This is a genomic window from Streptomyces sannanensis (genome assembly GCF_039536205.1).
Taxonomy (GTDB): Bacteria; Actinomycetota; Actinomycetes; order Streptomycetales; family Streptomycetaceae; genus Streptomyces; species Streptomyces sannanensis.
In genome coordinates this window covers 2,585,151-2,609,500 of sequence record NZ_BAAAYL010000001.1, presented here as the reverse complement: position 1 = coordinate 2,609,500, position 24,350 = coordinate 2,585,151, and the positions used below count along the sequence as shown (strand labels likewise).

20 protein-coding genes and 2 pseudogenes are annotated in these 24,350 nt (G+C 68.5%); 12 read left to right on the top strand and 10 right to left on the bottom strand.

The window, feature by feature from the left end; translation table 11 throughout:
• Positions 1–78: 78 nt before the first annotated feature.
• The 5 genes from ABD858_RS12240 to ABD858_RS12220 all read right to left on the bottom strand — a co-directional run bounded on the left by ABD858_RS12240 (position 79) and on the right by ABD858_RS12220 (position 10,286).
• Positions 79–2,073, bottom strand: coding sequence for a hypothetical protein (locus ABD858_RS12240; RefSeq protein WP_345036517.1), 1,995 nt, complete (start codon positions 2,071–2,073; stop codon positions 79–81).
• Positions 2,070–3,095 carry a PD-(D/E)XK motif protein gene (locus ABD858_RS12235; RefSeq protein WP_345036515.1) on the bottom strand — a complete coding sequence of 342 codons (1,026 nt, stop codon included), beginning with the start codon at positions 3,093–3,095 and terminating at the stop codon, positions 2,070–2,072. Before ABD858_RS12235 ends, ABD858_RS12240 begins: the two co-directional genes overlap by 4 nt.
• The gene (locus ABD858_RS12230) at positions 3,092–5,650 is read right to left on the bottom strand and encodes a Z1 domain-containing protein (protein ID WP_345036513.1); all 2,559 of its coding nucleotides are present in this window, start codon (positions 5,648–5,650) and stop codon (positions 3,092–3,094) included. Before ABD858_RS12230 ends, ABD858_RS12235 begins: the two co-directional genes overlap by 4 nt.
• Before the next feature lie 89 nt (positions 5,651–5,739).
• Positions 5,740–9,909, bottom strand: a complete 4,170-nt coding sequence (locus tag ABD858_RS12225; RefSeq protein WP_345036511.1) for an AAA family ATPase — start codon at positions 9,907–9,909, stop codon at positions 5,740–5,742.
• A gap of 44 nt (positions 9,910–9,953) precedes the next feature.
• Entirely contained in the window at positions 9,954–10,286 is a 333-nt protein-coding gene (locus ABD858_RS12220) for a CU044_2847 family protein (RefSeq protein WP_345036508.1), read from the bottom strand.
• Positions 10,287–10,708: 422 nt separating this feature from the next.
• Between ABD858_RS12220 and ABD858_RS12215 the strand changes: the two genes are divergently transcribed.
• A complete protein-coding gene (locus ABD858_RS12215) occupies positions 10,709–11,488 on the top strand; it encodes a very short patch repair endonuclease (RefSeq protein WP_345036506.1) in 780 nt (259 codons plus the stop codon).
• On the opposite strand, the gene ABD858_RS12210 is transcribed toward ABD858_RS12215, so the two are convergent.
• On the bottom strand, positions 11,489–11,620 hold the full coding sequence (locus ABD858_RS12210) for a hypothetical protein (protein ID WP_345036504.1): 132 nt from the start codon (positions 11,618–11,620) through the stop codon (positions 11,489–11,491).
• A gap of 177 nt (positions 11,621–11,797) precedes the next feature.
• Positions 11,798–12,088 (bottom strand): hypothetical protein, encoded by a 291-nt coding sequence (locus ABD858_RS12205; protein WP_345036502.1) that lies wholly within the window; start codon positions 12,086–12,088, stop codon positions 11,798–11,800.
• 282 nt (positions 12,089–12,370) lie between these two features.
• Between ABD858_RS12205 and ABD858_RS12200 the strand changes: the two genes are divergently transcribed.
• A complete protein-coding gene (locus tag ABD858_RS12200) occupies positions 12,371–13,069 on the top strand; it encodes a polysaccharide deacetylase family protein (RefSeq protein ID WP_345036500.1) in 699 nt (232 codons plus the stop codon).
• A gap of 67 nt (positions 13,070–13,136) precedes the next feature.
• Here the strand turns inward: ABD858_RS12200 and ABD858_RS12195 are convergent, their stop codons facing one another.
• Both ABD858_RS12195 and ABD858_RS12190 read right to left on the bottom strand, forming a co-directional pair.
• Positions 13,137–14,159 (bottom strand): SEC-C metal-binding domain-containing protein, encoded by a 1,023-nt coding sequence (locus tag ABD858_RS12195; protein WP_345036497.1) that lies wholly within the window; start codon positions 14,157–14,159, stop codon positions 13,137–13,139.
• A 257-nt stretch (positions 14,160–14,416) separates the two neighbouring features.
• A complete protein-coding gene (locus ABD858_RS12190; RefSeq protein ID WP_345036495.1) occupies positions 14,417–15,148 on the bottom strand; it encodes a calcium-binding protein in 732 nt (243 codons plus the stop codon).
• A 244-nt stretch (positions 15,149–15,392) separates the two neighbouring features.
• Between ABD858_RS12190 and ABD858_RS12185 the strand changes: the two genes are divergently transcribed.
• The gene (locus tag ABD858_RS12185) at positions 15,393–15,710 is read left to right on the top strand and encodes a DUF6412 domain-containing protein (protein WP_345036492.1); all 318 of its coding nucleotides are present in this window, start codon (positions 15,393–15,395) and stop codon (positions 15,708–15,710) included.
• Positions 15,711–15,808: 98 nt separating this feature from the next.
• Positions 15,809–16,537, top strand: a complete 729-nt coding sequence (locus tag ABD858_RS12180) for a YidC/Oxa1 family membrane protein insertase (RefSeq protein WP_345036490.1) — start codon at positions 15,809–15,811, stop codon at positions 16,535–16,537.
• A gap of 46 nt (positions 16,538–16,583) precedes the next feature.
• On the opposite strand, the gene ABD858_RS12175 is transcribed toward ABD858_RS12180, so the two are convergent.
• Complete coding sequence (locus tag ABD858_RS12175; RefSeq protein ID WP_345036488.1) at positions 16,584–17,654, bottom strand: Gfo/Idh/MocA family protein; 1,071 nt, start codon at positions 17,652–17,654, stop codon at positions 16,584–16,586.
• Positions 17,655–17,780: 126 nt separating this feature from the next.
• Here ABD858_RS12175 and ABD858_RS12170 point away from each other — a divergent pair, with 126 nt between their 5' ends.
• The 8 genes and pseudogenes from ABD858_RS12170 (at position 17,781) to ABD858_RS12135 (ending at position 24,337) form a co-directional block, all read left to right on the top strand.
• The gene (locus ABD858_RS12170; RefSeq protein ID WP_345036486.1) at positions 17,781–19,160 is read left to right on the top strand and encodes a hypothetical protein; all 1,380 of its coding nucleotides are present in this window, start codon (positions 17,781–17,783) and stop codon (positions 19,158–19,160) included.
• A gap of 62 nt (positions 19,161–19,222) precedes the next feature.
• Positions 19,223–19,342: pseudogene (locus ABD858_RS12165) on the top strand (UTRA domain-containing protein); the annotation flags it as partial.
• A gap of 393 nt (positions 19,343–19,735) precedes the next feature.
• A complete protein-coding gene (locus tag ABD858_RS12160) occupies positions 19,736–20,299 on the top strand; it encodes an RNA polymerase sigma factor (RefSeq protein WP_345036483.1) in 564 nt (187 codons plus the stop codon).
• Positions 20,296–21,450: a CU044_5270 family protein gene (locus ABD858_RS12155; RefSeq protein ID WP_345036481.1), complete on the top strand. Its 1,155-nt coding sequence runs from the start codon at positions 20,296–20,298 to the stop codon at positions 21,448–21,450. Before ABD858_RS12160 ends, ABD858_RS12155 begins: the two co-directional genes overlap by 4 nt.
• 83 nt (positions 21,451–21,533) lie before the next feature.
• Positions 21,534–21,850 (top strand): annotated as a pseudogene (locus ABD858_RS12150) (HAD hydrolase-like protein); the annotation flags it as partial.
• 79 nt (positions 21,851–21,929) lie between these two features.
• Positions 21,930–22,538, top strand: a complete 609-nt coding sequence (locus ABD858_RS12145; RefSeq protein WP_345036479.1) for a hypothetical protein — start codon at positions 21,930–21,932, stop codon at positions 22,536–22,538.
• A 1-nt stretch (position 22,539) separates the two neighbouring features.
• Positions 22,540–23,208 carry a class F sortase gene (locus ABD858_RS12140; protein ID WP_345036477.1) on the top strand — a complete coding sequence of 223 codons (669 nt, stop codon included), beginning with the start codon at positions 22,540–22,542 and terminating at the stop codon, positions 23,206–23,208.
• A 112-nt stretch (positions 23,209–23,320) separates the two neighbouring features.
• A complete protein-coding gene (locus ABD858_RS12135; RefSeq protein WP_345036475.1) occupies positions 23,321–24,337 on the top strand; it encodes a glycoside hydrolase family 6 protein in 1,017 nt (338 codons plus the stop codon).
• The last annotated feature ends 13 nt before the right edge of the window (positions 24,338–24,350 follow it).

The following is a 24,350-nucleotide window of genomic DNA, read 5'->3' as shown; positions in this document are numbered from 1 at the left end:
CGTCGTCGGTGATCAGGTCCCAGGGGTCGACCTGGACGACGTCTTCGGACGGGATTCGATACGGGAGTGCCCGACGGCTCATTGGGCCCTCACCGCCTCGACCTTGATGTCGATCTCGGTCATGGTGTCAGGAGCCGGACGGACTACGGCTCGCCAGACGGCGTTACCACCGTCGATCTCGAACGACGGCTCGGTGTGGAGTCGTCCCGTGGCGTCCTGCCAGCCGACGAGCTCGGGCATTTGCGCGCCCAGGGGAGGATCGGACTCTCGTCCGCCGCTGCCCGGCAGAGTGACCGCCAGATCGGCGCGAACACGCTGGCGCCCAGGTACGGGCAACCTGAACTCCTGTACTAGAACGGGGGTGTCGGAACCGTCGTCATAGTAGGGGTCGCCGAGGTACTGCACGCGCGGGCGACGGCGAAAGGACTCACCACCGGGAGCCGCTGCTCCGGGGACCTGCGCGACACCCGCATCGGCATCGCCTGCCGAGCCGGACTCCCATGACATCGGGTGGGTGGTGGTCGAGCCGGTGGTCGCTGCGGGGTGGCCTTGGTCGATCGGTTCAGGGAGCTCGTGTTCGTCGACCTCCGAAGCACGCGAAGAGGGGGTCGCCGTGTTGCCAGGTCTGTGGTAGTCGGTGGCTCCGCCGATTCCCCAAGCGCCTCCCACGAGCCCTGCGAAGAGTGAACTGGCTGCTCCCAGCGCGACCTTGGCAGCACCGGAGCGGGCGGTCCCGCCAAGTGCGAGCAGCCCGTCGATCCGCTCTTGAATGCGCCGGAACGTCGTTCGGACGAAGGTGCTATCTGGGTAGTCGAGTGACTGAGGGTGCCAGGCGTCGTGCGTCGGTGGTTCGGCCCTCGCGTACGCGTCGTCCATGTCCGGGTCTACCCGGAACACGCCGGCGTAGCCCTGGTTCACGCTCGGCGGCTTGGGTCCGGGGTAGTAGGTGACGACCAACTCGGCTGGCCGCATGAGGCAAACGTGATGGACGAGGTCTTCGATTCCGAGCAGGCAGGAGGCGCTGCTGGGTTCGAGGGCGGGGATGATCCGTGTGACAAGGCCCAGCCTGCCGAGGTGCTTCTTGGGTTTGCGGCACTCGATGTTTGTGCCGCTCGGTCCGAGCATGGCCTCGTAGGCGGCGACGAACATGTCTAGTGGGCGGGTCTGCCGCGGGTCGGGGACCGGATGATTCCTGCCGTCGCAACCGACGATGAAACGCATCGCGGGCTGTCCGGTGCCAGTGGCGATCATCTTCGGCCACAGGTGCCAGGTCACGGTCTCCGCGAGGTAGTCGGCCGCTGCCTCGGGCTCGAGGTCCTCAAGGGAAGGGTCTATGACCACGATGGTGGTACCCGTCTCGTCCGGACCGAACGGCTTGAGACCGAGGCGTCGGGCCGTAACCTCGGCCTCGGCCCCCACAAGGGGTTCGACGGCCGGGCCCGAGGCATCGCCCCACCAATGCCTGCCGGTGTACCGACGTTCGCCGGTAGGCCCTGAGGAGACGTAGCTCTTCCACAGAGCACAACCGATGAGCCTGGTCTCGTACCCGCCCTTCTCGGTCCGGCAGCGCGTGTGTACCAGGATCGTGCCGCATCTGGAGACTAGATAGAAGATGCCTTTGCCGAAACCGTAAGTTCCGCCACCGAGAGCCGTATTACGCGGTTCGCCGATGTTGCGGATGAACGAGACGAAGTCTCGGTCGTCGCCGATGGCATCGTCGGCTCTGGTGGGTCCGCCAAGACCTCGGGTGCCCCGGTCGGAGATCGTCATCACTCGGACCACGCCACGCATCAGCGATTCCCGCAGCGGGAGGTGAGCGGATATCGGAGCCCCGCCCAGAAGCAGCGCACGCCACTCGCGTACGTGCGCAGGGCTGATTGTCCCCAGGTCGATTCGATAGTCGACCGGCTCGGAGGAGCCCTCCAGACGCGCGTCCCAACTGTTCTGTGCGGACTCCCGCACCAAGATGGTGAGCAGGTCGAGTTCGGGGCGTCCGAGCTGGTTACGGATACCTTCGGCCGCGCTTGCACCTTCCGGCGGGAATGGCTGGGACAACCAGCGGGGCTCCGTCACACGGACTCCTGGATCATGGTGTCGATCACCTTGGATACGGTGTCGTGCGTCAGCGGCACCGGATGTTCTCCGGACAGGTCGACCGTGTACTCGACCTCGAGAATCGTCACCGGGACACCTGCTGACGCGAGGGCTTGGCTCGTCAATCCGGGGAATTCGGCGTCGACTCGATACCATGTCTCCTTGCTGATCACGAAGCGCACGTCGCGGTAGTGATGGGCGTCGGAGGAGTGGTAACCGGCCGCGGCGAGCAGTTCGAGTAGCGCGCTCTCGTCGTCGCAAAGCCGAAGCGCCCGTTCAATCGACTCGATGAACCCGGTGCCCATGCCGTCCGCGCTGGTTCGTTGGAGGCGGAACCAGGCCAGGCAGAGGACACCGCCTGCTGGTGGCTCCAGTTGGTCGAGCCCGTGGATCCGTGGTCTACGTCCCTCACCAACTGTGGTGGACTTCACCTCGACGGCGGTGGTCGCCGTCGAGAAGTCGTGGCGGTGACCGTGCGGACCGTGCCAGAACCGGTGAGCACTCGGGTCTTGCTCCAGCAGCCGAGTGAGGAGGAGTAACTCTCCGAACAGGCCCGCAATCCGTTCCGGCCCAAGCGGCTTGCTCTCCGTGCGGAACAGTGCCCGCCACCGGTCGAGCACGCGATAGAGAGCCTTGACGGGGGTTTGCGGCATGCTCTCGGCTACGACCAGAACGTCCACGCACAATTCCGTGAACAGGTCGTTAAGGTCGCCTCGCAGGCATCCGAGGTCGGCGTACGTCTGATAGATCGCCTTGTCCTCCAAGGGCCGCTTACGCAGCCGAAGAACAGGCCCGTCCAGGCCCGCTCGGACCTTCTGATGCGAGTGGGTCGGCACGAGGAGGTGGCGGTGGCCGTCGTGATCGACACCCACCGCCAAGGGACCGCTTCCGGTGTTCACGGGCAGGTAGGAGACCCGCAGGTTCCTTTCACCGCTGGTCTGTTCACCTTCGAGAGCGGACCAGTGTTGTTCGACCACCCTTCGAAACGCGCTGTCGGTCATGCGCCGTCACCGTCGAGGAAGCTATAGTCCTCGTCCTCGATCTGGATCCCGGAGAGGTCGGCGGAGATGTATTTCGCCACGGCGCTGTCTTCGCCCCGCGGCTCCGGGAAGACCAGGCCGACGCCGATAACGTGTTCTTCGGCGTTCAGCGGCTCACGCCGTTGCTTGGACGGTTCGGGCGTTGAGACCTTGTCGATCGGGTAGAGGACCAGCAAGCCGTGGTCGGGGAACTGGCGCTGGCGCTCGGCCTTGATTTCCTTCTCCGCGAGTTTGGCCGTGTCGCCTCCCAGATCGACTGCGGCATCGCGGCGGCTCATCAGCGTCTTGATGTCGGCGAAGTCAGGCGTGGGGTTGGTGGTGGCGACGCGGGCGCGACTGATGCGCCCGACCGTGACGCCTGGGGCGAAGCTGAGACGCTGATCCTTGGTACCGTCGGGGTGGCCGACGATCGCGACATTCCACCTACCCAACGAGCTGGCCGTGCGTACTCGCTTCTTGATGTAGTCCGCGATCAGCTCGCCGTCGTTCTCTTGGGACTTCTCGTGGAATCGATATGACGTCAGAAAATCCGTCACGAGCTCGTGCGGCACGTCACGGAAGATGAAGCGACCCCCCTCGGGGCGTTCCTCCACCCGCACCGCATTGCGCTTGGACGCGTCCACCAGTTTGCGGGCGGCAGCGAGATTGTCTCTCAGCCAGTCGGCATTGGTGTGGAAGTAGTGGGTCTGAACACGCCTGCCGCCATATGCGGAGGCAGCCATGACGGCATCCCGCATCTTGGCGGCCGCGGTGACACGCATGGCCGGATGCGTGCGAAGACGCACGGCGAAGGTGAGCGGTGTCTCGTCCTCCGTCATGTAGACGTTGATGTCTCGGCGCATCTCCGTCTCGACGGTGGCGATGTGGCGGAACCACTCGGCAAGCTCATCGGTCATCCAGATACGCGGCAGGTCCGCGTATCCGTTCCGGAACCCGAACCAGCGCCCCATCTGTAGAAGCGTGTCGTACGCCGACACGGAGCGGACGAAGTAGCTGACCGACAGGCCTTCAAGGGTCAGTCCCCTCGAGAGGGTATTACCGCCCACTGCGATTGCCACGACCGGACCGTTCTCATAGTCCAGTCGGGCCTCACTGCTGGAGTTGTCCATGATGATCCGGCAGCTCGCAAGGACACCCGGGAGCTTCGGAAGCAGGTGGTCGAACTCCACCTTCGTCTCGTGGAAATTCTCGGCTGCGACGCGGGCGGTCTCTCGATCCCACAGGCCGCGCAGCCGAGCAACGAACCCGGGGTCCGCCAAGTTCGCCGCAGAACGTTCCCGCAGCCGCTCCAGCGGTCGCTCGAAGCTGTTGTGTACTGCCGTGTTGACGCTGGTATGGATCAGCATCGTGTTATGCGGATTCCCCGTGTCACGCACGCGTCGCGCGGCCGTGGCCAGCCAGAAGTACTCGACGGCCTCGCGAAGGGTGTCGGTGATGACCGGCACGAAGCCGTCGACGTCAGCCTTCGAGACCGGCCGCACGTACGACACGTCTTCCTCGGGAATCGACCGGATCATGTCGTAGCCGTCGTCGACCTGCTCCGGATCCTCATCGTCGAGCGCATAGCGCCCGAACAGGACCTCTGTGCCGAAATGACCGGCAGGCTTCGGCAGGTTGACCACGAAATCCTTGGGATACAGGTCCTCGGCACTCGGGTCGATCAGCAGGTTGGCGAAGGGAGAGGCCGTGTAGCCGAGATATCCGCACTTCGGCAGACTCTCCATGATGCTCAGGATCAGCGGGTTGATCGACTTCGTCGCCACGGTCGCCTGATCTGCCTCGTCGTCGATGATCAGTGCCGGGCAGTCCTGCAGGTACTCCGACGCCTGATCGAGCCAACGAGCGAGCTTGCGCAGCACCGTGGCGTTCTTTTTTACCACACACAGCACGTGCGTCTTGTTGTTCTTGCCGAAATACGAGGCCGGATTCTCCTGTGGCGTGAAGTCCTTGTCGAGCCCGGTCAGCTGGGACCACAAGGTGGGATTCGGCTCCACGAGCTGCTGGATCAGTCGCATCTGCGTTTGGCGGCGAAGGCCGTTGTGGACGCCCGCCAGGACGATGAACAGCTTGTAGCCACGGTCTGCGGCCTTCGCCATAACCGACGTGAAGTTGGTCGTCTTGCCGGACTGCACGTAACCGACGACAAGGCCGCGCGTAGAAAAGGACCTCTCCCGAGGGTGGTTGAGCAGCGACACGATGCGGTAGGAGGAGTCGTCAAGACTCTTGACCGACTGCTCCGACCAGCTGTCTTTCCGGAGCAGGTTTACGATCGCCGGCCAGCACTTATCCTTGGGCTGCGGGCCCGTGTACCAGGTTTCGCGGTTCCCACTTTCGACGACATGCGGTTCCTCGAGCTCCCTGACTCGAATCGCATCCCGCTCGTGCTGGTCTCGAATCCGCTGGATTATATCGGGGCCGATGCCGAACTGCTCCAGCCGCTTAATCGAGTCTGCCGGAGTGAATGTGTCAAGAAGCGCCTTGAACGTGTCGTACATTCCGTCGAATTCATCGGCCATGGGTATCGACCGCTCCCCGATCTCGTTCAATAAAGTCAACATTATTCGAAGTCGGCGCCGTCGCGATCTTAGCGCACCGCGAATACCTGCTACGATTCGTCATCGATGCGCCTCCAGGTTTCATCGGCTAGACCATGCGTGTTCCGATGCGTAGCGAGGTGTAAGCCTGATGATCGTGGTTTATTCGTCAGAAATACCGCATCATGGCTGATGGAAATTACTATGACCCCGTCGTTCAGGCCGATTACGATCATCCCGTCGACCTCTTCGATGGAAAGCGCAGGCGAACGAACAGGAATTATCCGCACCGTGTGCGAACCGAAGGGATCCCAGAACCGGACCGTATGATCCTCTCCCGCAGTCGCAAGAAGGGTCCGCTCGCCCATCGTGATCGCCCGGACAGCGTTTACACGGCTCGTGTGGCCCTCGTAAACCGAAACCGCTTCGCCGGTCTCGGGGTCCCATAGGCGAACCGTGCGATCTTCACCGACGGAGGCGATCAGGCTGCGATGGCCCAGCGGCACGGAGCATATGGCGTTGATTGCCTTGGTGTGGCCCTCGAAGCTCCACAGCATAGTGCTGGAGTCCAGGTCCCACAGGTGAACTACCGTCCCGCCACCGTCCGCGGCGCGCCGCTCGCCGGCCGCCGCGAGCAGGGTTCGGCCAGCCGCCGAGAGCCCGCATACCGCACTCACCCGCACGGTTTCGTTGTCGAAGGTTCGCGAGGATTCGACGTCCTCGGAGTCACACAGACGAACGGGGTCCCACAGGCGGACGATGCGGTCGTCGCCGGCAGTGGTGAAAAGCGTCCGCTCACCGATCGGCACCGCACAGAGGGCATTGATTCCGTCTGGGTGCCCTTCAAAGCTGCGCAGAATCTCACCGGTATCCGCGTCCCGAATTCGGACCGTACGATCGCCAGCCGTGATGAGCAAGCTGCGATCCCGCGTGGAAAGGGCGCAGAGACCTCTGATTCGGCCGGTGCGACCTTCAAGGGTTCGCCGGACCGTGCCGGCCTCCGGATCCCACAACTGGACGCCGGCATCGTGTCCGGCGGTCACGACTAGCGGCTGATCTCCAACCGAGACGGCACACACCGCCGACACCCGACCGGTGGGGCCATCGAGTCCGCTGGAAGCCGCACCCTCCTTGGGGTCCCACACACGAACCATGGAATCGTCACCTGCGGTCACGACTAGCGGCTGACCTCCAACCGAGACGGCACACACCGCCAACACCCGACCGGTGTGGCCTTTAAGTCCTCTGGAGGTCACACCTGCCGCCGGATCCCACACACGAACCACAGAGTCGTCACCGACGGTCACGAGGAGCGACCGGCCTTCGACCGAGACGGCGCATACGGCGTTGACCCAACCGTCGTGTCCTTCGAGCACGTGCACCGACTCACCGGACGCCGGATCCCATAGACGGACCGAGGAGTCGTTTCCGGCGGTGACGAGCAGCGTTCGGTCCCTCAAGTCAACGGCACACACCGCCAACACCGGACCGGCCTGTCTTTCCAGATGTCCGCGTCCGGTGCCAGACTCCGGATCCCACAAGCGAACCACAGAGTCGTTCCCGGCGGTCACGAGGAGCGACCGGCCTTCGACCGAGACGGCGCATACGGCGTTGACCCAACCGTCGTGTCCTTCGAGCACGTGCACCAACTCACCGGACGCCGGATCCCATAGACGGACCGAGGAGTCGTTTCCGGCGGTGACGAGCAGCGGCCGGTCGGACGTCTGAACCGCAAGCATGGCCCTGACCGCTCCGGTGTGCCCTTCGAGGGCGCGCAGAATCATGCCGGACTCGGGATCCTGGATTCGAACCACTGAATCGCTCCCGGCGGTCGCGAGAAGCCACCGCCCCTTCACCGAGACGGCACACAGGGTCTGAACCGACCCCTTGTAGCCTTCGAGTACTCGAAGTTGGTCTCCGGTATCGAGGTTCCAGAGACGTACGGTACCGTCGTTTGCGGCACTGGCGAGTATGGTGCGGCCCGCCGTCGGAAGCACGCACACGGCGTTGATCCAGTCACCGTGGCCTTCGAGAACGGTCTCCTCGAGATGAGGTGACCCGGCGGCCCAGACTGCCCGGTACGGCGCGCGCAACTCGGCATCGCGGTACGTGTGGCCCAGGCGCTCCCGCGCCTCCGTGACGCTGAACAGGGCTACCCGCTCCTCGGGCATCGCGTCCAGCGCCTGCGGGGTCATGCGCAGCAATCGGCTGCGGGCACGTCCGGCGGCCGACAATGGGACCTTCGCGGCCGGGATCAGTCGACGTAGGTCGGCGTAAAGGGGATAGGAGTCGTCCTCGAGTAGGTTATCGATGGCGCCACCCCGGACGGCGTGGTCGGGCAATGCCTGCAGAAGGTAACCAGGGACGCGTTCCCAGCCGATGTCGTTCCCCACATGCTGTAAGGCGAGGGCGATGGCCCGCTCGTCGGCAACCTTCATCTCGGTCACGGCGCGATTACCGACGAGCGCGTCGTTCAGTGCCTGGTGGAATAGCCTGAGGGAACTCTCTTGGGCGGCGGCATCACTCGACTCAATCAGGAAGTTCGCCGCAGAGGCGCGGGCGAACTCCTGCAAGTCTTTCAAAGCCGGAGTACGACCGGTGAGAGCCCCCACTGCGGTGCGCCAGAGATCGAACGTCATCCCTGGTGACTCCGCATAGGCCAGCGCGGTAAGCACGTCATCCGCCGGAATGCCGTCGAGAGGCGGCAAGAAAGTGAGGTAGTCCCGAAGGGCGGCGTCGACGGTCGGCGTGAAGGAGATCGACGTCGGGTCGATCGCGGTGCGGTCGTGCATGCCATGAGAACGCGCGACCAGGCCGGCGATCAGGAAGTTGCCCTGTGCAATGCCAGCGATCCGTTCAGCGATCGCGTCGGCTGTGCCTCGTTCGTTGTACGGATTGTCCGAGCGTTCGTCGCCAAGCAGTTGAAGGGTTGCTAACGTATAAGCGACCAGGTCCTCTTGTGCGAAGAATCTCGGACTGTCGAGGTCCAGAAGTTCGACGGCCCCGCCGAATGGCGCGATGAGATCTCCCTCTCCGTCCACACGTCGGCTGCCGACCACGACTGTCACTCCGAGGTCGGCACACGTCTCCGCGAGCGGAATCGCGATGCCCCTCATGATCGCCCTCGCGTCTTCGGGCGTTGCCGCTTCATCAAGGGCGTCGAGCACGATGGCGAAGGTTCCCGGAGGCCGTCCTTCCAGCGCGTTCCGCATCAGAAGGGGCAAGTCCTTCACGTCGTCCGGAAGGCCGGCGGCGGCGGCGGAGGCGATCTCGTGAGCCGCGTCTAGAGCGGTCTTGCCTCTCGCGTGAACCGCGCATGCCACGGATCCTTCTGGGGCTCGAACGACGTCGTCCTCGGGGGGCAGAGTTGCTGCGATCCGCGGATCGGCGGTGGTGACGACGCGGCCCAATACCGCGGACTTCCCGACTCCGGGGGAACCGGTTACCACGAGGACCTGTCGGTGATCACCAGTCGATCGGGTGATCCAGTCAGCGATCGTCGTCAGCGCCGCCCTACGGCCACGGAAGCGGAAGCCTCGCTCGGCATCCGTACTCACACCGCGTGCACGGGGACGCCAGTGTCGGCCCGCCTCGGGGTCTCGAGTGAGGACCCAACCCCACTCGGACAGCGCGGCATCGCCCGCGTTTTCGACGGCCCAGTCAGTAAGCAGCTGTAGTTTTTCGTCCGGCAGGCAATCGGTGATAGCCCACATGGTCAGCGCGCGGGCCCCGTTTCCATCCGCCCGTGCCTGCCCCACCATTCCGACGACGGCCTGATGGTCCGCCGACCAAAGTGCGGCGCCGCTGTCGCCGGGGCGGACCGAGCGGCGGCCGGTATCCAGGCGGACCCAACCGTAGGAGATCGATTCGCCGACGCGGCCATCCGCCGACTCCCCGAGAAGGCCTTCGGAGAAGCCGAAGGACCACCACGAGCTGCCGACGAGATCACCTGGCCTCGGCCGCCGCAACGGTGCGGCGAACTCCTCGGGCACAGCCTCCTCAAGGATCAGAACTGCGACGTCCTTCACCTGTCGGGCAGCCGGATCGGGCGCCACCACTCGGTCCACCTTGATCCGACGGTGCATTAGCTCATCGGCCTTCGGGAACGCCACCCACAGTGATGTCTGCAGCTCGTGCTGGGAGAAGGCCACGTGGGCGCAGGTCAGCACCCGATAGGCGTCAACGAGAAATCCCGAGCCGATCGGATTGTGGTCGAGTTCGGTGCGGTGGACGGCTGCCACCCAACCGTCCACCCGCGGTTCGTGACCGCTCGGGGATGCCACGTTCATCCCTGACTGCCGACCTCGTCTCCGTCCTGGTCGGTGCCGGGTCGCCATATGAGCTTTACACCGAAGTTGGCCTCCGTGGCGGCCTTCGCGACGACCCAGTTGGCCGAACCGTTCACCTTGATCCCGAAGGACACCTCGACCTCCGACGGGCGAAGCCTCGCAACCTGATCCAATACGGTTCGCGCGGCCTCGACGGCAGGCTGCATGGCCTCCTGGACCCGGCCGAGAATCTGTTCGGCGCCGACCGGCTGGTACCCACCCGTCGGCTCGATCTCGAACTGCACAACCGTGCCCGAGTCCAGCTCGTACGACACCACCTGAGACTCCACGGGCCCCCCTTCGCTAGCTCTCTGTCGCGAAGACGGTACCGGCAACTCCCGGATTGCACAGAGCCGATGGCATATGGCGCTCGAAGCAGCGGACGTTTTGTTCCTGAACGTAGTGTTCGGTGAGGGTTTCGAGAGGGGGCGCGGAGTGTGCTGGAGGCCGAGCAGCTCCAGCTCCCCCACCAGGGCCTGTTCGGGCCTGCGGTCTCGGACTCGACGATGCGCCGCCGGCCGGACTGGACGACAAGACCCGGATGAAGATCGCGAAGGTGCGGCGGCGGGTACGCCGACACGTATGGATGCTGCTCCACCTGCGGCCCGGCGGTTTCCCGTGGATCGGGGTCGCCCATGGAACGCCATCTGCCCCACGGCCCGTATTGTCGGAATCAAAACGTATTCTCGACAGCTGGGGGAGGCCAGTAGTAGTGAAGAGCACGAGCAGGTCGTCAGAGAAGGCCATGTCCGACCGCTCGTGGCGGCCGCGCCAGGGACTCGACAGAGCACAGCGATCGCGGGAGCAGGACCGTGCAGCTGGCGGCGCCAAGCGGCGGCTGGTGGATGTCGGTGGAGGGCGTCTCCGGTCGGCTACCGTCGTACTGAACGGATCCAGCCGCACCGGGCGGGTGGGAGCCGTGCTCCGGTGGTCCGTCGACGGCCACTCGACCCGCGTTCCGCTCGGGGAGGTCGACCGCCCCACTCGCGCCGAAAACCTACGTGAAGGTTGGCGGTTGGCGGAAGCGTCCGGGCTGCTCTCGAGTGCGCCGGTTGCAGAGGGCTCGTGGGCGTCATCTCCCGGCACCCGGAAGTCGATGCAAGCGAACAAGGGGAAGAACACGAAGCCCGAGCTGCGGCTCCGATCGCTCTTGCACCGAGAGGGGCTCCGGTACCGGGTTTCGATTCGGCCGATTCCGCCACTCCGTCGCACTGCGGACATCGTATTCACGAAGGTGAAGGTCGCGGTCTTCGTGGACGGCTGCTACTGGCACGGATGTACGGAGCATCGGACCGTACCCACGACGAACCGCGACTTCTGGGCTCGGAAGATCGAGGGGAACAAGGCTCGGGATGCGGAGACCGTGCGGTTGCTCGAGCAGGCCGGTTGGAAGGTGCTCCGGTTCTGGGAGCACGTTCCGGCAGAGGATGCCGCTCGACAGATTATCGAGGCGGTCACCACTGAGCGCCTGCATGCCTCCACGGTGAAGTGATCAGAGAGGACGACCGTTCACCAGGTCGTCGACGGCAGTGGCCTCTCGCCGCAGGACGATCCTGCCGTCGCCGTCAGTGAAGGCGGTGATCCGCGAACCGACCGAGAGGCTGGCTGCGACGATGATCCCCATCGGTGGACATGGACCCGTGCCCGTCCTGGGCAGCAGGCCCTCGTCCTGCCGGATGGCGCTGCCTACGGACTCAGCAGCCCCATCGCCCCACCACCGTCCGGCATATCACCGTCGTCAGGCGCGACTTCGCCCGGACGGTGTCGCGCGACGTCGTCCGGGCGGAGGCGCATCGCCGTGTCAGGCCAGGTGCAGCATCCACTGCCGGCCGCCGACGCCCACCGTGACCGGGGTGCCGGGGCCGGTGTCGGTGCCGGGGCGGAAGGCCAGGTCGTCGGCCGTGCCGCCCGGGATGGTGGACCACAGGTCCGGGTGGCCGTCGCGGTCGGCGTCACCGGCCGAGGTGAGCAGCGCACGGTTGGTGACCGTGAAGGATCCGGGGATCGTCACCGGGGTGCCCAGCAGCCCCGAGGTGCCCGGGTACATCCGGAGCGTGACGTCGGCGCGGTCGCGGGCCCAGAGGTCGGCCATGCCGTCGCCGGTGGTGTCGCCGGGGGCGGTCGGGTCGTACGCGGCCCACTCCGCACCGTCCAGCCGTACCGGCGCGGAGGCGGCCAGGCCGGCGGGGTTCGCGGGGTTGCCGCGGTGGAGCCACAGGCCGGTGGCGTCGCGGGTGACCAGGTCTGGGTGTCCGTCGTGATGCAGGTCGCCCGGCGCGAGGGCGCCGGGGGCAGGTCATGCCGGGTGGGCCTTGTGCGTGGCAGGGTGGGAGATGAAGGTCGATGGATCAGTGACCGGACGGGGGCGGTGCCCATGCCCCGACGGCGTGTACGGGGCGGAAAGAATTCATGGTCCAGGCGGCTGGCCCTCGCCGCGGTGGCCGCAGTGGCCGCAGTGGCCGCGCTGGTGGCGGCGCTCGGCGTCGTGGCTGCCGTCGTGTCGGCACAGACGGCGTCCGGGACCGTGTATCTCAGCTTCGATGACGGGCCGAGCCGGTACACCCCTCGGATTCTTGCGATCCTGGACCAGTACGGCGTTCACGCGACCTTCTTCGAGCTCGGTGAGCATGTTGCGGCCGACCCGGGCCTTACGAGGCAGGTGTATGCGCAGGGCGACAGCGTGCAGAACCACACCTGGTCGCACCCGGACCTGCGTCACGTAACGGCCGGCGTCTTCGCCACCCAGGTGAGGTCGACCGATGCGGTCATCCGGGCTCAGACCGGTTACACCCCCTTGTGTCTGCGGCCGCCCTACGAAGCGGTCGACGCCGGCGTCTACGCGCGGGCCGAGTCCCTGGGCAAGCAGATCCGGCTGTGGACGGTGGACCCCCAGGACTGGGCCCGGCCGGGCACCTCGGCCATAGAGCATCGCGTGCTGGGCAAGGTCAAGCCGGGCTCGATCATCCTGCTCCACGACGGCGGCGGAAACCGAAGCCAAACGGTCGCCGCCCTCCCCGACATCCTCAGCACTCTCCAGGCCCGCGGCTACGCCTTCGCCACCATGTGGTGCTGAGAGGGCGTTCTGCATGCTTCGCCGGGCAACCTGCCTTCAAGCGCTGCGAGAACTGCCGGACTCCCTCTTACATCGCCCCGCCGTGGCACTCCCGGTACGCCCTCCCCGAGCCGCACCAGCACGGGGCCGACTTCGCCGGGGGCCAGGGCATGGCCCGGCCCCGGGCGGCCAGGGTGGTGGCGTACTGGGGGAGCAGCTCCGCGTTCGACGGGGGCGCCGCCTCCGAGGCGGCGAAGGCCTCGTAGGACGGGACGGTGCCCGTGACGATGCCCAGGTTCGGGGTGCCGGCTGCCGCGAGCTCGCGGAGGGAGTGCTCGAGGTCGAGGAGGTGGGCACGGTGGGTCGGGTACTCCGTGGCGAGGGCGGGGTACGAGTCGAGGAGCTCGGCCAGCTCGGCCTCCGGCCAGTGGAGGACCGCCACCGGGAAGGGGCGGGAGAGGGCCTGGCGGTACGAGGCGAGCTCGGCGCGGAGGCGGGCGATCTCGGCCTTCAGTTCGGCCGGGTTGTCGGAGCCGAGGGCCCACAGACGCTTGGGGTCGTGGAGCTCGTTGAGGGAGATCTCGCCGGTGTGGAGCCGGTCCGTGAGCTCGTCCCAGTTGTCGTGGGGGCGGGCGAGCAGGCGGCGGACGCGGTGCCGGCCGATGAGGAGGGAGTGGGCGGGATAGGAGATCTCGGGGGTCTCCTCGCCCGGGGTGTTGATGAAGAGGCCCACCGCGGTGGAGAAGCTGTCCTCGGCCGCTTCCAGCTCGTCGTGGGTTTCGAGGGTCTCGGCGAGGATCTCCCAGGCCGCCGCGTCGCGGGGCCGGGCGGCGCGGATGCCGTCGATGATGGCGTGGGCCTCCGCCTCGTGGCCGTACTCCCAGAGGTTGGCGGCCTTGAGCGCCTTCACGAGGTGGGGGTTGGCGAGGTCGATGGCGGGCTCGGTGAGCAGACGGTCGTAGAGGCTGCTGGCGCGGGGGCGGTCGCCCGCGAGTTCGAGGTGGGCCGCGGCCTGGAGGAGCAGGGGTTCCTGGTCCTCGGGGTACTGCGCCGCGGTGCGCAGCAGACGCTCGGCTTCGGCGGTGTGATCGGCAGGCGATTCGGGGCGCATGGGTGACACCGTACTGCTGTGCGGGCTCTGTGACGGAGAGTCGTTCCGGCCCTGGAGGGTTGCGCGGGGGAGGAGCCCGGCCGCCGTTCGTGCGCCCCTCGGCGGTTCAGCCTCCGCCGCAGCCCCGCCGCAGCTGTCCGCGCCCACGCCGGTGTCCGCCCCCGGATCGCCGTCTGCCGGTGTTGGTGCCCGGTGCCTGCGGGCCCGATGCGCGGGCCCCGGTCCCGTCGGTCCCGTGCCCCGCCGGCCCACCGCGGCTACGGGATGTCGCCGAGGAACTCGCAGTTTTCCGCCACGTCGGTTCCCGTCGCGCCGTTGCAGTCGTCCGCGTCGCCGTCGCCGCCGTCGAGGTGGTCGTTGCCGGGGCCTGCCAGGAGGATGTCACGGCCGTCACCGCCTTCGATCCGGTCGTTGCCGCCCGCGGTCCCGAGGGAGGCGGCGTCGGCTCCCGGGGCGGGGGCGTTGGAGTCGCCGGCCAGCTCGTCATCACCGGGGCCGCCTTCCACATGGTCGTTCCCGCCGCCTGTGGCCCCCAGCGTTCCGCGGCTGTCACCGCTCACATGGTCGTCACCGTTGCCGCCGAGGATCCGGTCGTGACCTCCGCCGGCGGCCCTGCCGTTCGGAGCGGAGCTGTCGCCGACGAGGAAGTCCTGGTCGTCACCTCCGAGCAGGACGTCGTTCCCGCTGCCGCGGGCGTCGCCGGTGGCGGCGTAGGCGTCACCGGTGATGAAGTCGACGCCGGTGCCGCCGTCGATCCGGTCGTTGCCGAGTCCGCCGGTGAGCCGGTCGCGGCCGTCCAGGCCGCAGATCCGGTCGTTGCCGTCCCCGCCGTCGATCACGTCGGGACCGGACGTGCCCAGGATCACGTCCGGTCCCGGGGTCCCGGTGGTGGGCACACCGGGCTGCGCCTGGATCGTGACCGGCAGACCGAGGCACGTCGGCTGCGCACCGGCCTCCGTCGCACCCGCGAGAAGCATGGTTCCTGCCACGAGAACACCGGCGCACCCTGCTGCGGCGATGCGCTGCCGGGGCTGTCCGGTCACCCGGAGCGGGTCAGGAGAACGACGCAGGGGCATGTGAACCTCCGGCATAGGGGCCCAGGGGAGTCCGATTACGGACCGTATGGGGTGATCTCTCCCGAGGCGACCGGGGGCTTGCGTTCGGGTGAGGCGGCGCGGCCGGTCGTGTATAACGGGCTGAAGGCCCTTATTGACCCGATTGGGGGATTGAAGCGTGCTCCACGGCACGACAGCGCGGCTGCTGCGCCCTGCCGCGGCGCTGCTGTTCTTCCTCCTCACCGAGGTGCTGCTCGCCGACGGCGTCAGCCTTTCGGCCGCCGTGGCGGCCGCCGCCACGGCCGCCGCGGGGTCCGTGTTCACCGTGTCGGCGTTTTTCGCCGCCCGTACGGTGCCCGCAGTGGCGTGTGTGTGCGTACGCACCGCCATCCGCGACTGTGAGCAACGGACGGCCTTTCTGCCGCAACGGGATCCCGATGCCTCCGGGCGTCCCCGGCCCAGGGCACCCGGGCGGGCCCTCCTGACGGCCGCGTAGGGGTACAGCCTTCCTTTTCCGTCTGTACGCCGTCTCGCGGTCCGTCGCGCCGACAGTCACCGATCTGCCGACGACACCCCCACGGAGGGCCATCCGTCATGTCCGTTTTCGCCAGTCTGGTCGAGCACCTCGCGCAGCTGCTCGAGCCGCTCTTCGATACCGCCGCCACCGCCGCCGCGATCGTGCTGTTCACGGCCCTGGTGCGGCTCGCCATCCATCCGCTGTCGCGGGCCGCGGCGCGTGGGGCGAAGGCCCGCGCCAAGCTCCAGCCGAAGATCGCCGAGCTGCGCAAGAAGCACGGCAAGAATCCCGAGCGCATGCAGAAGGCGTTCATGGAGCTGCACGCCGCGGAGAAGGTCTCGCCGTTCTCCGGGTGTCTGCCGACGCTGCTGCAGATGCCGGCGTTCTTCCTGATGTACCACCTGTTCTCCAACACCCAGATCGGCGGCGAGGCGAACGAGCTGCTCGATCACTCCCTCTTCGCCGCGCCGCTCGGCAGCCGGTGGGCGGACGCCCTGGCCGACGGCGGGGCCTTCGGGCCGAGCGGGCGGGTCTACATGGCCCTGTTCCTGATCGTGACCGTGGTGGCGACGATCAATTACCGGCGGACCAGGAAGCAGATGTCGACGGCGGGCACCCCGTCGGCGCCCGGCATGGCCGGGATGGCGAAGCTGCTCCCGCTGATGTCCTTCATGACGCTGCTCACCGTGGCCGCCGTGCCGCTGGCCGCCGCGCTGTACGTCGTCACCAGCACCACCTGGAGCTGCGTCGAGCGGGGCTTCCTCTACCGGGACATGCCGCAGGCGGCCGTCGCTGCCGCCGCGTAGGAGTCCAGTCCGTGAACACCGTCGTGTGGAGCGGCCCGCGACAGCACTACAGGCTGACCGTCACTCCCTCGCGGGCGGAGCGCCTCGCCGCCTCCAGGACGTCGAGCGCCGCCGCGGCCTCCTGGATCGTGACCGGTGGGGGCGTGCCGTCGCGGAGCGCGGTGACGATCCCCGCGTAGTACGCGGGGTAGTCGCCGGGCAGGGACGGGACAGGCCGGCCGCCGCCCGTGAGAGGGGACTCGCCCGAGCCGACGCGGCCCCACATCGCCTCCGGCTCGACGCCCCACTCGCCGTCGTCGGCGGGGCGGCCGCCCTCGCGGAGGGCGGCCTCCTGGGGGTCCAGGCCGTACGTGACGAAGCCCGCGGAGGAGCCGAGGACACGGAAGCGCGGGCCGAGCTGGGCGGTGGTGGCGCTGACGTACAGGTGTGAGCGGACACCCCCGGCATGGGTGATCGCGATGAAGGTGTCGTCGTCGGCCTCGGCGCCCGGGCGGCGTACGTCGGACTCCGCGTAGACGCGGACCGCCGGGCCGAAGAGGACCAGGGCCTGGTCGACCACATGGCTGCCCAGGTCGTACAGCAGGCCGCCGAACTCCTCCGGGGCGCCGGACTCGCGCCAGCCGCCCTTGGGCTGCGGACGCCAGCGTTCGAAACGGGATTCGAAGCGCTGGACCTCGCCGAGCTCGCCGTCGGCGAGGACTTTCCGGAGGGTGAGGAAGTCGCTGTCCCAGCGACGGTTCTGGAAGACGGAGAGGAGCAGACCGCGCTCCTCGGCAAGGGCGCCGAGTCCACGGGCCTCGGCGGCCGTGCCGGCCACCGGCTTGTCCACGACGACGGGCAGTCCGGCCTCCAGCGCGGCCTTCGCGAGAGAAACGTGGGTCTTGTTGGGGGAGGCGATGACGACCAGATCGAGGTCCTGCGCGCGCTCCCACAGCTCCTCGGGCGAGGCGGCGATCCGTACGCCGGGGTGTTCGGCGCGGGCCTGCTCCTGGCGCCGCGCGTTCGCGGTGACGACCGTGTCGAGGGCGAGGCCCTCCGTCGCGGCGAGGAGCGGGGCGTGGAAGACGGAGCCCGCCAGGCCGAAGCCCACGAGCCCGACGCGCAGGGTGCTGTTCATGGCCACCACTGTGCACGATCGGGCCGCCCTCGGCCGCGATGCCGTTGGGCCGATCGGGGGGTTTGTCGGATCAGATGGCGGGCGGGGGGTCTGCCGGGGGAAGAGTCCAGTGATGTGCCCCCTTTTATGCGACTGCGCACAGTCCTCGCCGCCGGAGCCACGCTCGCCGCCATTCTGGTGGCCGGGCATATGGCCACCGCCGAGGAGGCGGCCGCGGGCTGCGGCGAACCGGCCGGGACGCGGGACTTCCCCCTCGGTGCGCACATCCACGGCGGGCCCTCGGCACAGCGGCCCGGTGACGAGCCCGTCACCTGGAACGTGGACCTGGCGAACACGACCACCGAGGTGTGCCGGAACATCCACCCGGTGATCGTCCTGGTCGACCGCGACCGGACTCTCGCGGCCGGCCAGGTGCGGCTGAAGTTCTACGACGAGGCCGCGAAGCGGGCGCGTCCGGTTTCGTTCGAGCGGACCGAGGAGGACGAGCTCGTCGGCGTCTTCGACGACGGGTTCCCCGGATTCACCGTCGAGCCGGGCCGTACGGTCACGGTACGGGTCCAGCTGGCCTTCACCGCCGACACGCAGCCCAACGAGGTCACCGCCACCGCCGCCGTCGTCCAGCGCAGGGGCGACGACGGCGACTGGGTGGGGGAGTCCGCCACGTACCGCTTCGCTCTCACGGAGGAGGAGCCGGAGGAGGAGCCGGAGGAGGAAGCGGTGCCTGACACCAGCGCGGAGCCCGAGCCCAGCCGGAGCTCCGGTCCGAGGACGAGGCCGGGCCTCAGCCCCGGCTTGACCCCGAAGACTGTCGGCTCCCGTGCCGCGGACGCCGACTCCCCTTCCGGCGCCCGCACTGCCGACGCCGGCCATCGCGCTGCCGACCCCGACTCCCCGTCCCGCGCCCGGGCCACCGATGCCGGCTCCCGTGCTGTCGATGCCGGTTCCCGCACCGCCGACATCGGCCGCCCGTCCGACGCCCGCACTGCCGAGGCCCCGTCCGACGCCCGCACTGCCGAGGCCCCGTCTGACGCCCGTGCTGTCGAGGCCGGCCGCCCGTCTGACGCCCGTGCTGTCGATGCCGACCGCCCGTCCGACGCCGACCGCCCGTCTGACGCCCGTGCTGTCGAGGCCGGCCGCCCGTCCGGCTCCCGTACTGCCGATGCCGACCGCCCGTCTGACGCCCGTGCTGTCGATGCCGGCCATCGCGCTGCCGACCCCGACTCCCCGTCCCGCGCCCGGGCCACCGATGCCGGTTCCCGTACCGCCGACATCGACCGCCCGTCCGACGCCCGTGCTGCGGACGCCGGTTCCCGCACCGCCGACATCGGCCGCCCGTCCGACGCCCGCACTGCCGACGCCGACCGCCCGTCCGACGCCCGCCCTCCCGAGCTTGCCGCCACCGGCAACCGCAGGCGGAGCGTGCTCCGGCCTCTGGGTGCCGCCGCGGCAGCCTTCCTCTTCGCCGGCGTGGCGGCCGTGATCATCGGGCGGCGGACGCGCCGCTGACCCCTTCCGTACATCTTCGTCCGCGACACATCCCCCCGTGGACCGGCACGTCCAGGCGCGGCACCATGCTGCTGATCCACCGTGTCTCGCGGGACACGGAGGGCCGTCCGCTGGAGCGGGGGCGTTCGCTGTACCGCGGGGACCGGTTCAGCTTCACCACGCGCCTGAGCAACGTGCAGTAAGCCGCGGGTGACGCGCGCTCGGCTTTGAGCGCGCAGGCTTCGGCGATCTGGTTGAAGGAGATCCCCGCGTCGTGGGCCATGGCGAAGACCACGGCGAAGTCCCGGTCCCGTAGGGCTCGGACGAACGCGGGGTCGACCGGCAGGCGGGTCGGCAGCCGGGCTGGTGACGGTGGAAGGTCGTCCACAAGTCCCCCTGAAGCTCATGGAATGACGGAGCGTCATCGTTGGTGATTTCGACTGTTCCGGCGAGGACGTCGAACGCGACTGCGGACCCCTGATGTGACGTACATCTCGTTTCTCGGGCGTGTTTTTTGAGGTGCCGCTGTAACGACCCCCCTTGTTCGGCCCACTACCCGACGACAGAACACACCAGGAGGGACGGGAGGTGCGGCAGTGCCCGACTACGACGCGGATCGTTTCACCGCTATCTACGACGGCTGTCGGCAACGTGTGTGGGCCTACGTGGTCAGCCGTGCGGGACGACAGGTCGCAGACGAGGTGGTGAACGAGACGTTCACCGTGGCCTGGCGCAAGCTGGACGACGTCCCCGAGCCGCCGCTGCCATGGCTGCTCGGGGTCGCCCGCAACATCCTGCGGGACAGCATCCGGGCGGAGGCCAGGCACGCGTCGTTCGCCGCCGAGCTGCGCTCCTGGGCGGAACCCGTGGAGGCGGACATTGCCGAGGAGGTATCCGAGCGCAGCGCGCTGCTCAAGGCGCTGGCCACGCTGCCGGAGGACGATCGGGAACTGCTGATCCTCTCCGCGTGGCAGGGCCTGACCCCGGCACAGGCAGCCGCGGTGGTCGGCTGCTCGCCCATCACCCTGCGGGTCCGGTTGCACCGGGCGCGCAAACGTCTCAACCAGGCCGCGTCGGCCTCCCCACCGATGGAGGAGGCCGCAGCCGTGCGGCGCGTGAACACCCGAGCCCGGATCGCCCTAGGAAAGGAAGCCCGGTGAAGAACGACGTCCTGCACCGCCTGACAGCCGACCGCCCCGCCCACCTCGACCCCGACCGCCCCACGCCGTCGTCGGTTCGGGAAGAGGAGCTCGCAACGTTCATGACCCGTCCGCGCGCGACGCGCGGGGCTCGCGCCACCGCCCGGCCGCGGAGGGTGGGCCGCCCTCTCGTCTTGGGTCTCGCCCTGGCCACGGCGACGGCGGTGGCGGCGCTGGTGATCACTGGCACCATGCCGTTGAAGCCGGGAACTGCGCCCTCCACGACGTTGGGCTCCGGCAGCCGGGTCCTTCTCGCTGCCGCCTCCCACGTCGAGCAGCAACCGGCCGGCTCCGGCACGTACTGGTACGTGGAGGTACAGCTCGGTTCTCTCCGCAAGGTCCCCGGCAAGAAGTACACCGTCGACGTCCGCACCGGGGCGCGGTACTGGACGGCCGCCGCCGCGAACAAGCAGTGGTCGCAGCTCCTGGACCTGGGGGCCCGTCCGGCCACGAAAGCCGACGAGGCGGCGTGGAAGGCGGACGGTTCCCCCACGTCGTGGAACCTGAAGGATGAGACCATCACCTACACCGGCAAGGGCGAGATCCAGCACGATGCCCCCGGCGGAACCGCGGACACCGTCAATACGGGCGACCTCCCCCTCCGCGTCCTGGCCACGCTCCCCACCGATGAAAAGGCCCTCCGCAAGCGCCTGTTCGCCCTGGTCGACAAGGACTACAACGCCCCCGAGGAAATCCTCGACGAGATGGTCGTCGACACGGCCGTCCGACTCGCCACGACCCTCCCGTCCACCCCGGACCTGCGCGCCGCCGCCTACCGCCTCCTCGCCGCCGAACCCGGCGTGCGCTCCCTCGGCGACGTCAAGGACCACACCGGCCGCACCGGCTACGCCGTCGCCCTCCCCAGCTCCTACGAGTCCGCCTCCGACTCCGAGCGCCGTCTGATCTTCGACAAGTCCACGGGCATGCCGCTCGGCACCGAGATGGTCGCCACCCGGGGCGGCGACGGTGTGAGCAAGGGTGAGCTGCTGGGCTACACGACGATCACGTCGATGAAGTGGACCGAGGAGGCGCCGCCGTTCGACACCGACACCGAGGACCCGGGCCCGATTTCCGCTCCGGACGACGAGCCGGTTGCCGAGGCGGCTCGCTGAGGCTGTTTTCGCCTTCCTTCCCGCCGTCAGGAAGGTCTTTCGACTCGCCATGGAAGGTGATGCCGCGGCGCAGGACGTCGCCGCCCGGCACCGCGGGCCCGCTGCCCGCCACCGGCGCGGTCGCCGCGCTGATCACCAAGGCGACCGGCAAGGCCCCGTACTGCGCGGGCAAGCCCAACCCGCTGATGATGCGCACCGGCCTCGACGCCATCGGGGCGCATTCCGGGAGCAGCGCGATGATCGGCGACCGGATGGACCCGATGTGTCGGCCGGCCTGGAGGCGGGCATGGAGACCTTCCTCGTCCTGACCGGTCTGACCACCCCGGAGGACGTGGAGAGGTTCCCGTATCGCCCCTCCTGGACCGTCGACTCCATCGCCGATCCGGTGGACAGGGTCTAGACCGGACGGCCGAGCGGTTCCGCCGCTCGGGATGCGGAAACACTCGTGCCGAGTGAACCTTCGGATCAGGAGGTTCACGATGCGCTTTCGGAAAAACACGATCTGTGCCGCCGTGGTAGTCGCGGCGGCCCTGATGCCCGCGACCGCCCTGGCCGAGGACTCCGGTGGTTCGGTCAGTGTGACGCCGTCCGACGTCGGGCCGGGCGAGGAGGTGGATATCCGGGTCGACGGCTGCAAGGGCAGGACGGCCACAGGGACGTCCAAGGCGTTCCAGTCGGACGCCCTGTTCTCGACCGCCTCGAACGGCGGTCTGTTCGCCGAGGCGAAGATCCGCACCGATGTCGAGATCAAGGACTACGACATCGAGGTGACCTGCAAGGACGGCGGCGGCAAGCACGGCGGCAAGGTGCACGTCGTCCGCCGGGGCAGCGACGAGGGCGACGGCAACAACAGCGACGGCAGCGGCGACTCCGGCACCGGCAATGGCATCGGCAATGGCATCGGCTCCCTGCCCACGCCGTACGCCCCGGTGCAGGCGGGCGGCGGCGGCACCTTCGGCACCGTGGAGGCGGCGGCCGAGCAGGAGGGGCCCGGCACCCGGCACGCGGTGATCGGCCTGGCTCTCGCGGCCATGGCGGCGGTGGCCGTGGCCGCACGCAGTGCGCGGCGGCGGCGCCGCACTGACTGACATGTCCGCCGAGAAGCGTCAGCCGTCCGGCACGGGCCGGCTGCTGACAGGCGTGGCCTGGGCGGTGCTGCTGGTCGGGCTGTGGCTGTGGGGGCGTGAGCTGACGGACCCGGCCGGCAGCTCGGCTCCCACCACCGGCGATGTGGCGGCCGTGGGACGTCCCGCGAACGTCTGGCTGCCTCCCGCACGTGAACCCCTGGGGGCCGCGGCGCCGCAACGGGTGGACATACCCTCCATAGGGGTCACCGCCCCCGTCGTCCCCCGCGGGCTGGATCACTCGGGCGCGGTCGACCCGCCGCCCTTCGTACGGGCGGACACGGTCGGCTGGTACGACGGCGGCACCGAGCCGGGCGCCGCGGGGACGGCCCTGCTCGTCGGCCATGTCGACACGGAGAAGAAACGGGCCGTGTTCTACGGGCTGAGCGCGCTGCGCCCCGGCGAGAAGATACGGGTGGCCAGGGCGGACGGTTCGGTCGCCGAGTTCACCGTCGACGATGTGCAGGTCTTCGAACGCGCCCGGTTCGACGCCGGCAAGGTCTACGGACCGCGGCTGCGGGGCCGGGCCGAGCTGCGGCTGATCACCTGTGGTGGCAGGTACGACCACAGGGCCAAGGCGTACACGGCGAATGTGGTGGTCTCCGCGTACCTGACGGACGCGAAGGCGGCTTGAGACCGGACCCAGGCCCCGTTCGGGCCGAGATGACGTCAAGTCTCTCGGTAACCGGGCGCGGCATGTCACGATGGATCGGACCGGTTGATCCGGTGCACCCGAGGGGGAGTGGATGAAGAGGGTGGGGGTGAGGGCCGCCGCGGTGCTCGTGGGGACGACGCTGCTGCTGGCCGGCTGCTCGTCGGACGGCGACGGCAAGGACGAGGAACGGGAGCCGGCGGCGAAGCCCGTGGTGGGCCAGCAGCCGAAGGCGACCGATCCGTACTGGGTCAACCCCAGCGGGAACGCCGCCAAGCAGGTCGCGGCGTACATCGAGGACAGTGACCAGCAGAACGCGGACCTGATCAGGAAGCTCGCCGAGCAGCCGGTCGGCGAATGGATCGGCCCGGAGAGCCCGGAGGCCGAGGCCAGGGGGTTCTCCGAGGCGGCCCGGAAGGCCGACCGTGAAGCGCTGCTGGTGCTCTACAACATCCCGCACCGCGACTGCGGCCAGTTCTCGAAGGGCGGTGCCGCGGACGGCAACGCCTACCGCGACTGGGTGGACAAGGTGGCCAGGGGCATCGGGGACCGGAAAGCCACGGTGATCCTGGAGCCGGACGCGGTGCTGCACCTGGTCGACGGCTGCACGCCCGACGAGTACCACGAGGAGAGATACGACCTGCTCAAGGGGGCCATCGAGCGGCTGAAGCAACAGCCGGACACCAAGGTCTACCTGGACGCGGGCAACGCGGGCTGGAAGTCGCCCGATTCACTCTTCGAGCCGCTGAAGTGGGCGGGGATCGACAAGGCGGACGGCTTCGCGGTCAACGTCTCGAACTTCCAGACCACCGAGGCCAGCAAGGAGTTCGGGCGGAAGCTGTCGTCGAAGGTCGGCGACAAGCACTTCGTGATCGACACCAGTCGCAACGGCAACGGCCCGTACACCGAGGGCGATCCGGCCCAGCGCTGGTGCAATCCGCCCGGCCGGGCGCTCGGTGAGCGGCCCACCAACCGGACCGGCGACCCGCTGGTCGACGCGCTGCTGTGGGTCAAGCGTCCCGGCGAGTCGGACGGCGACTGCAAGGGTGGCCCCAAGGCCGGTGAGTGGTGGCCGCAGTACGCGCTCGAACTGGCCCGTAATACGAAGTAGTCACGGCGAGGAG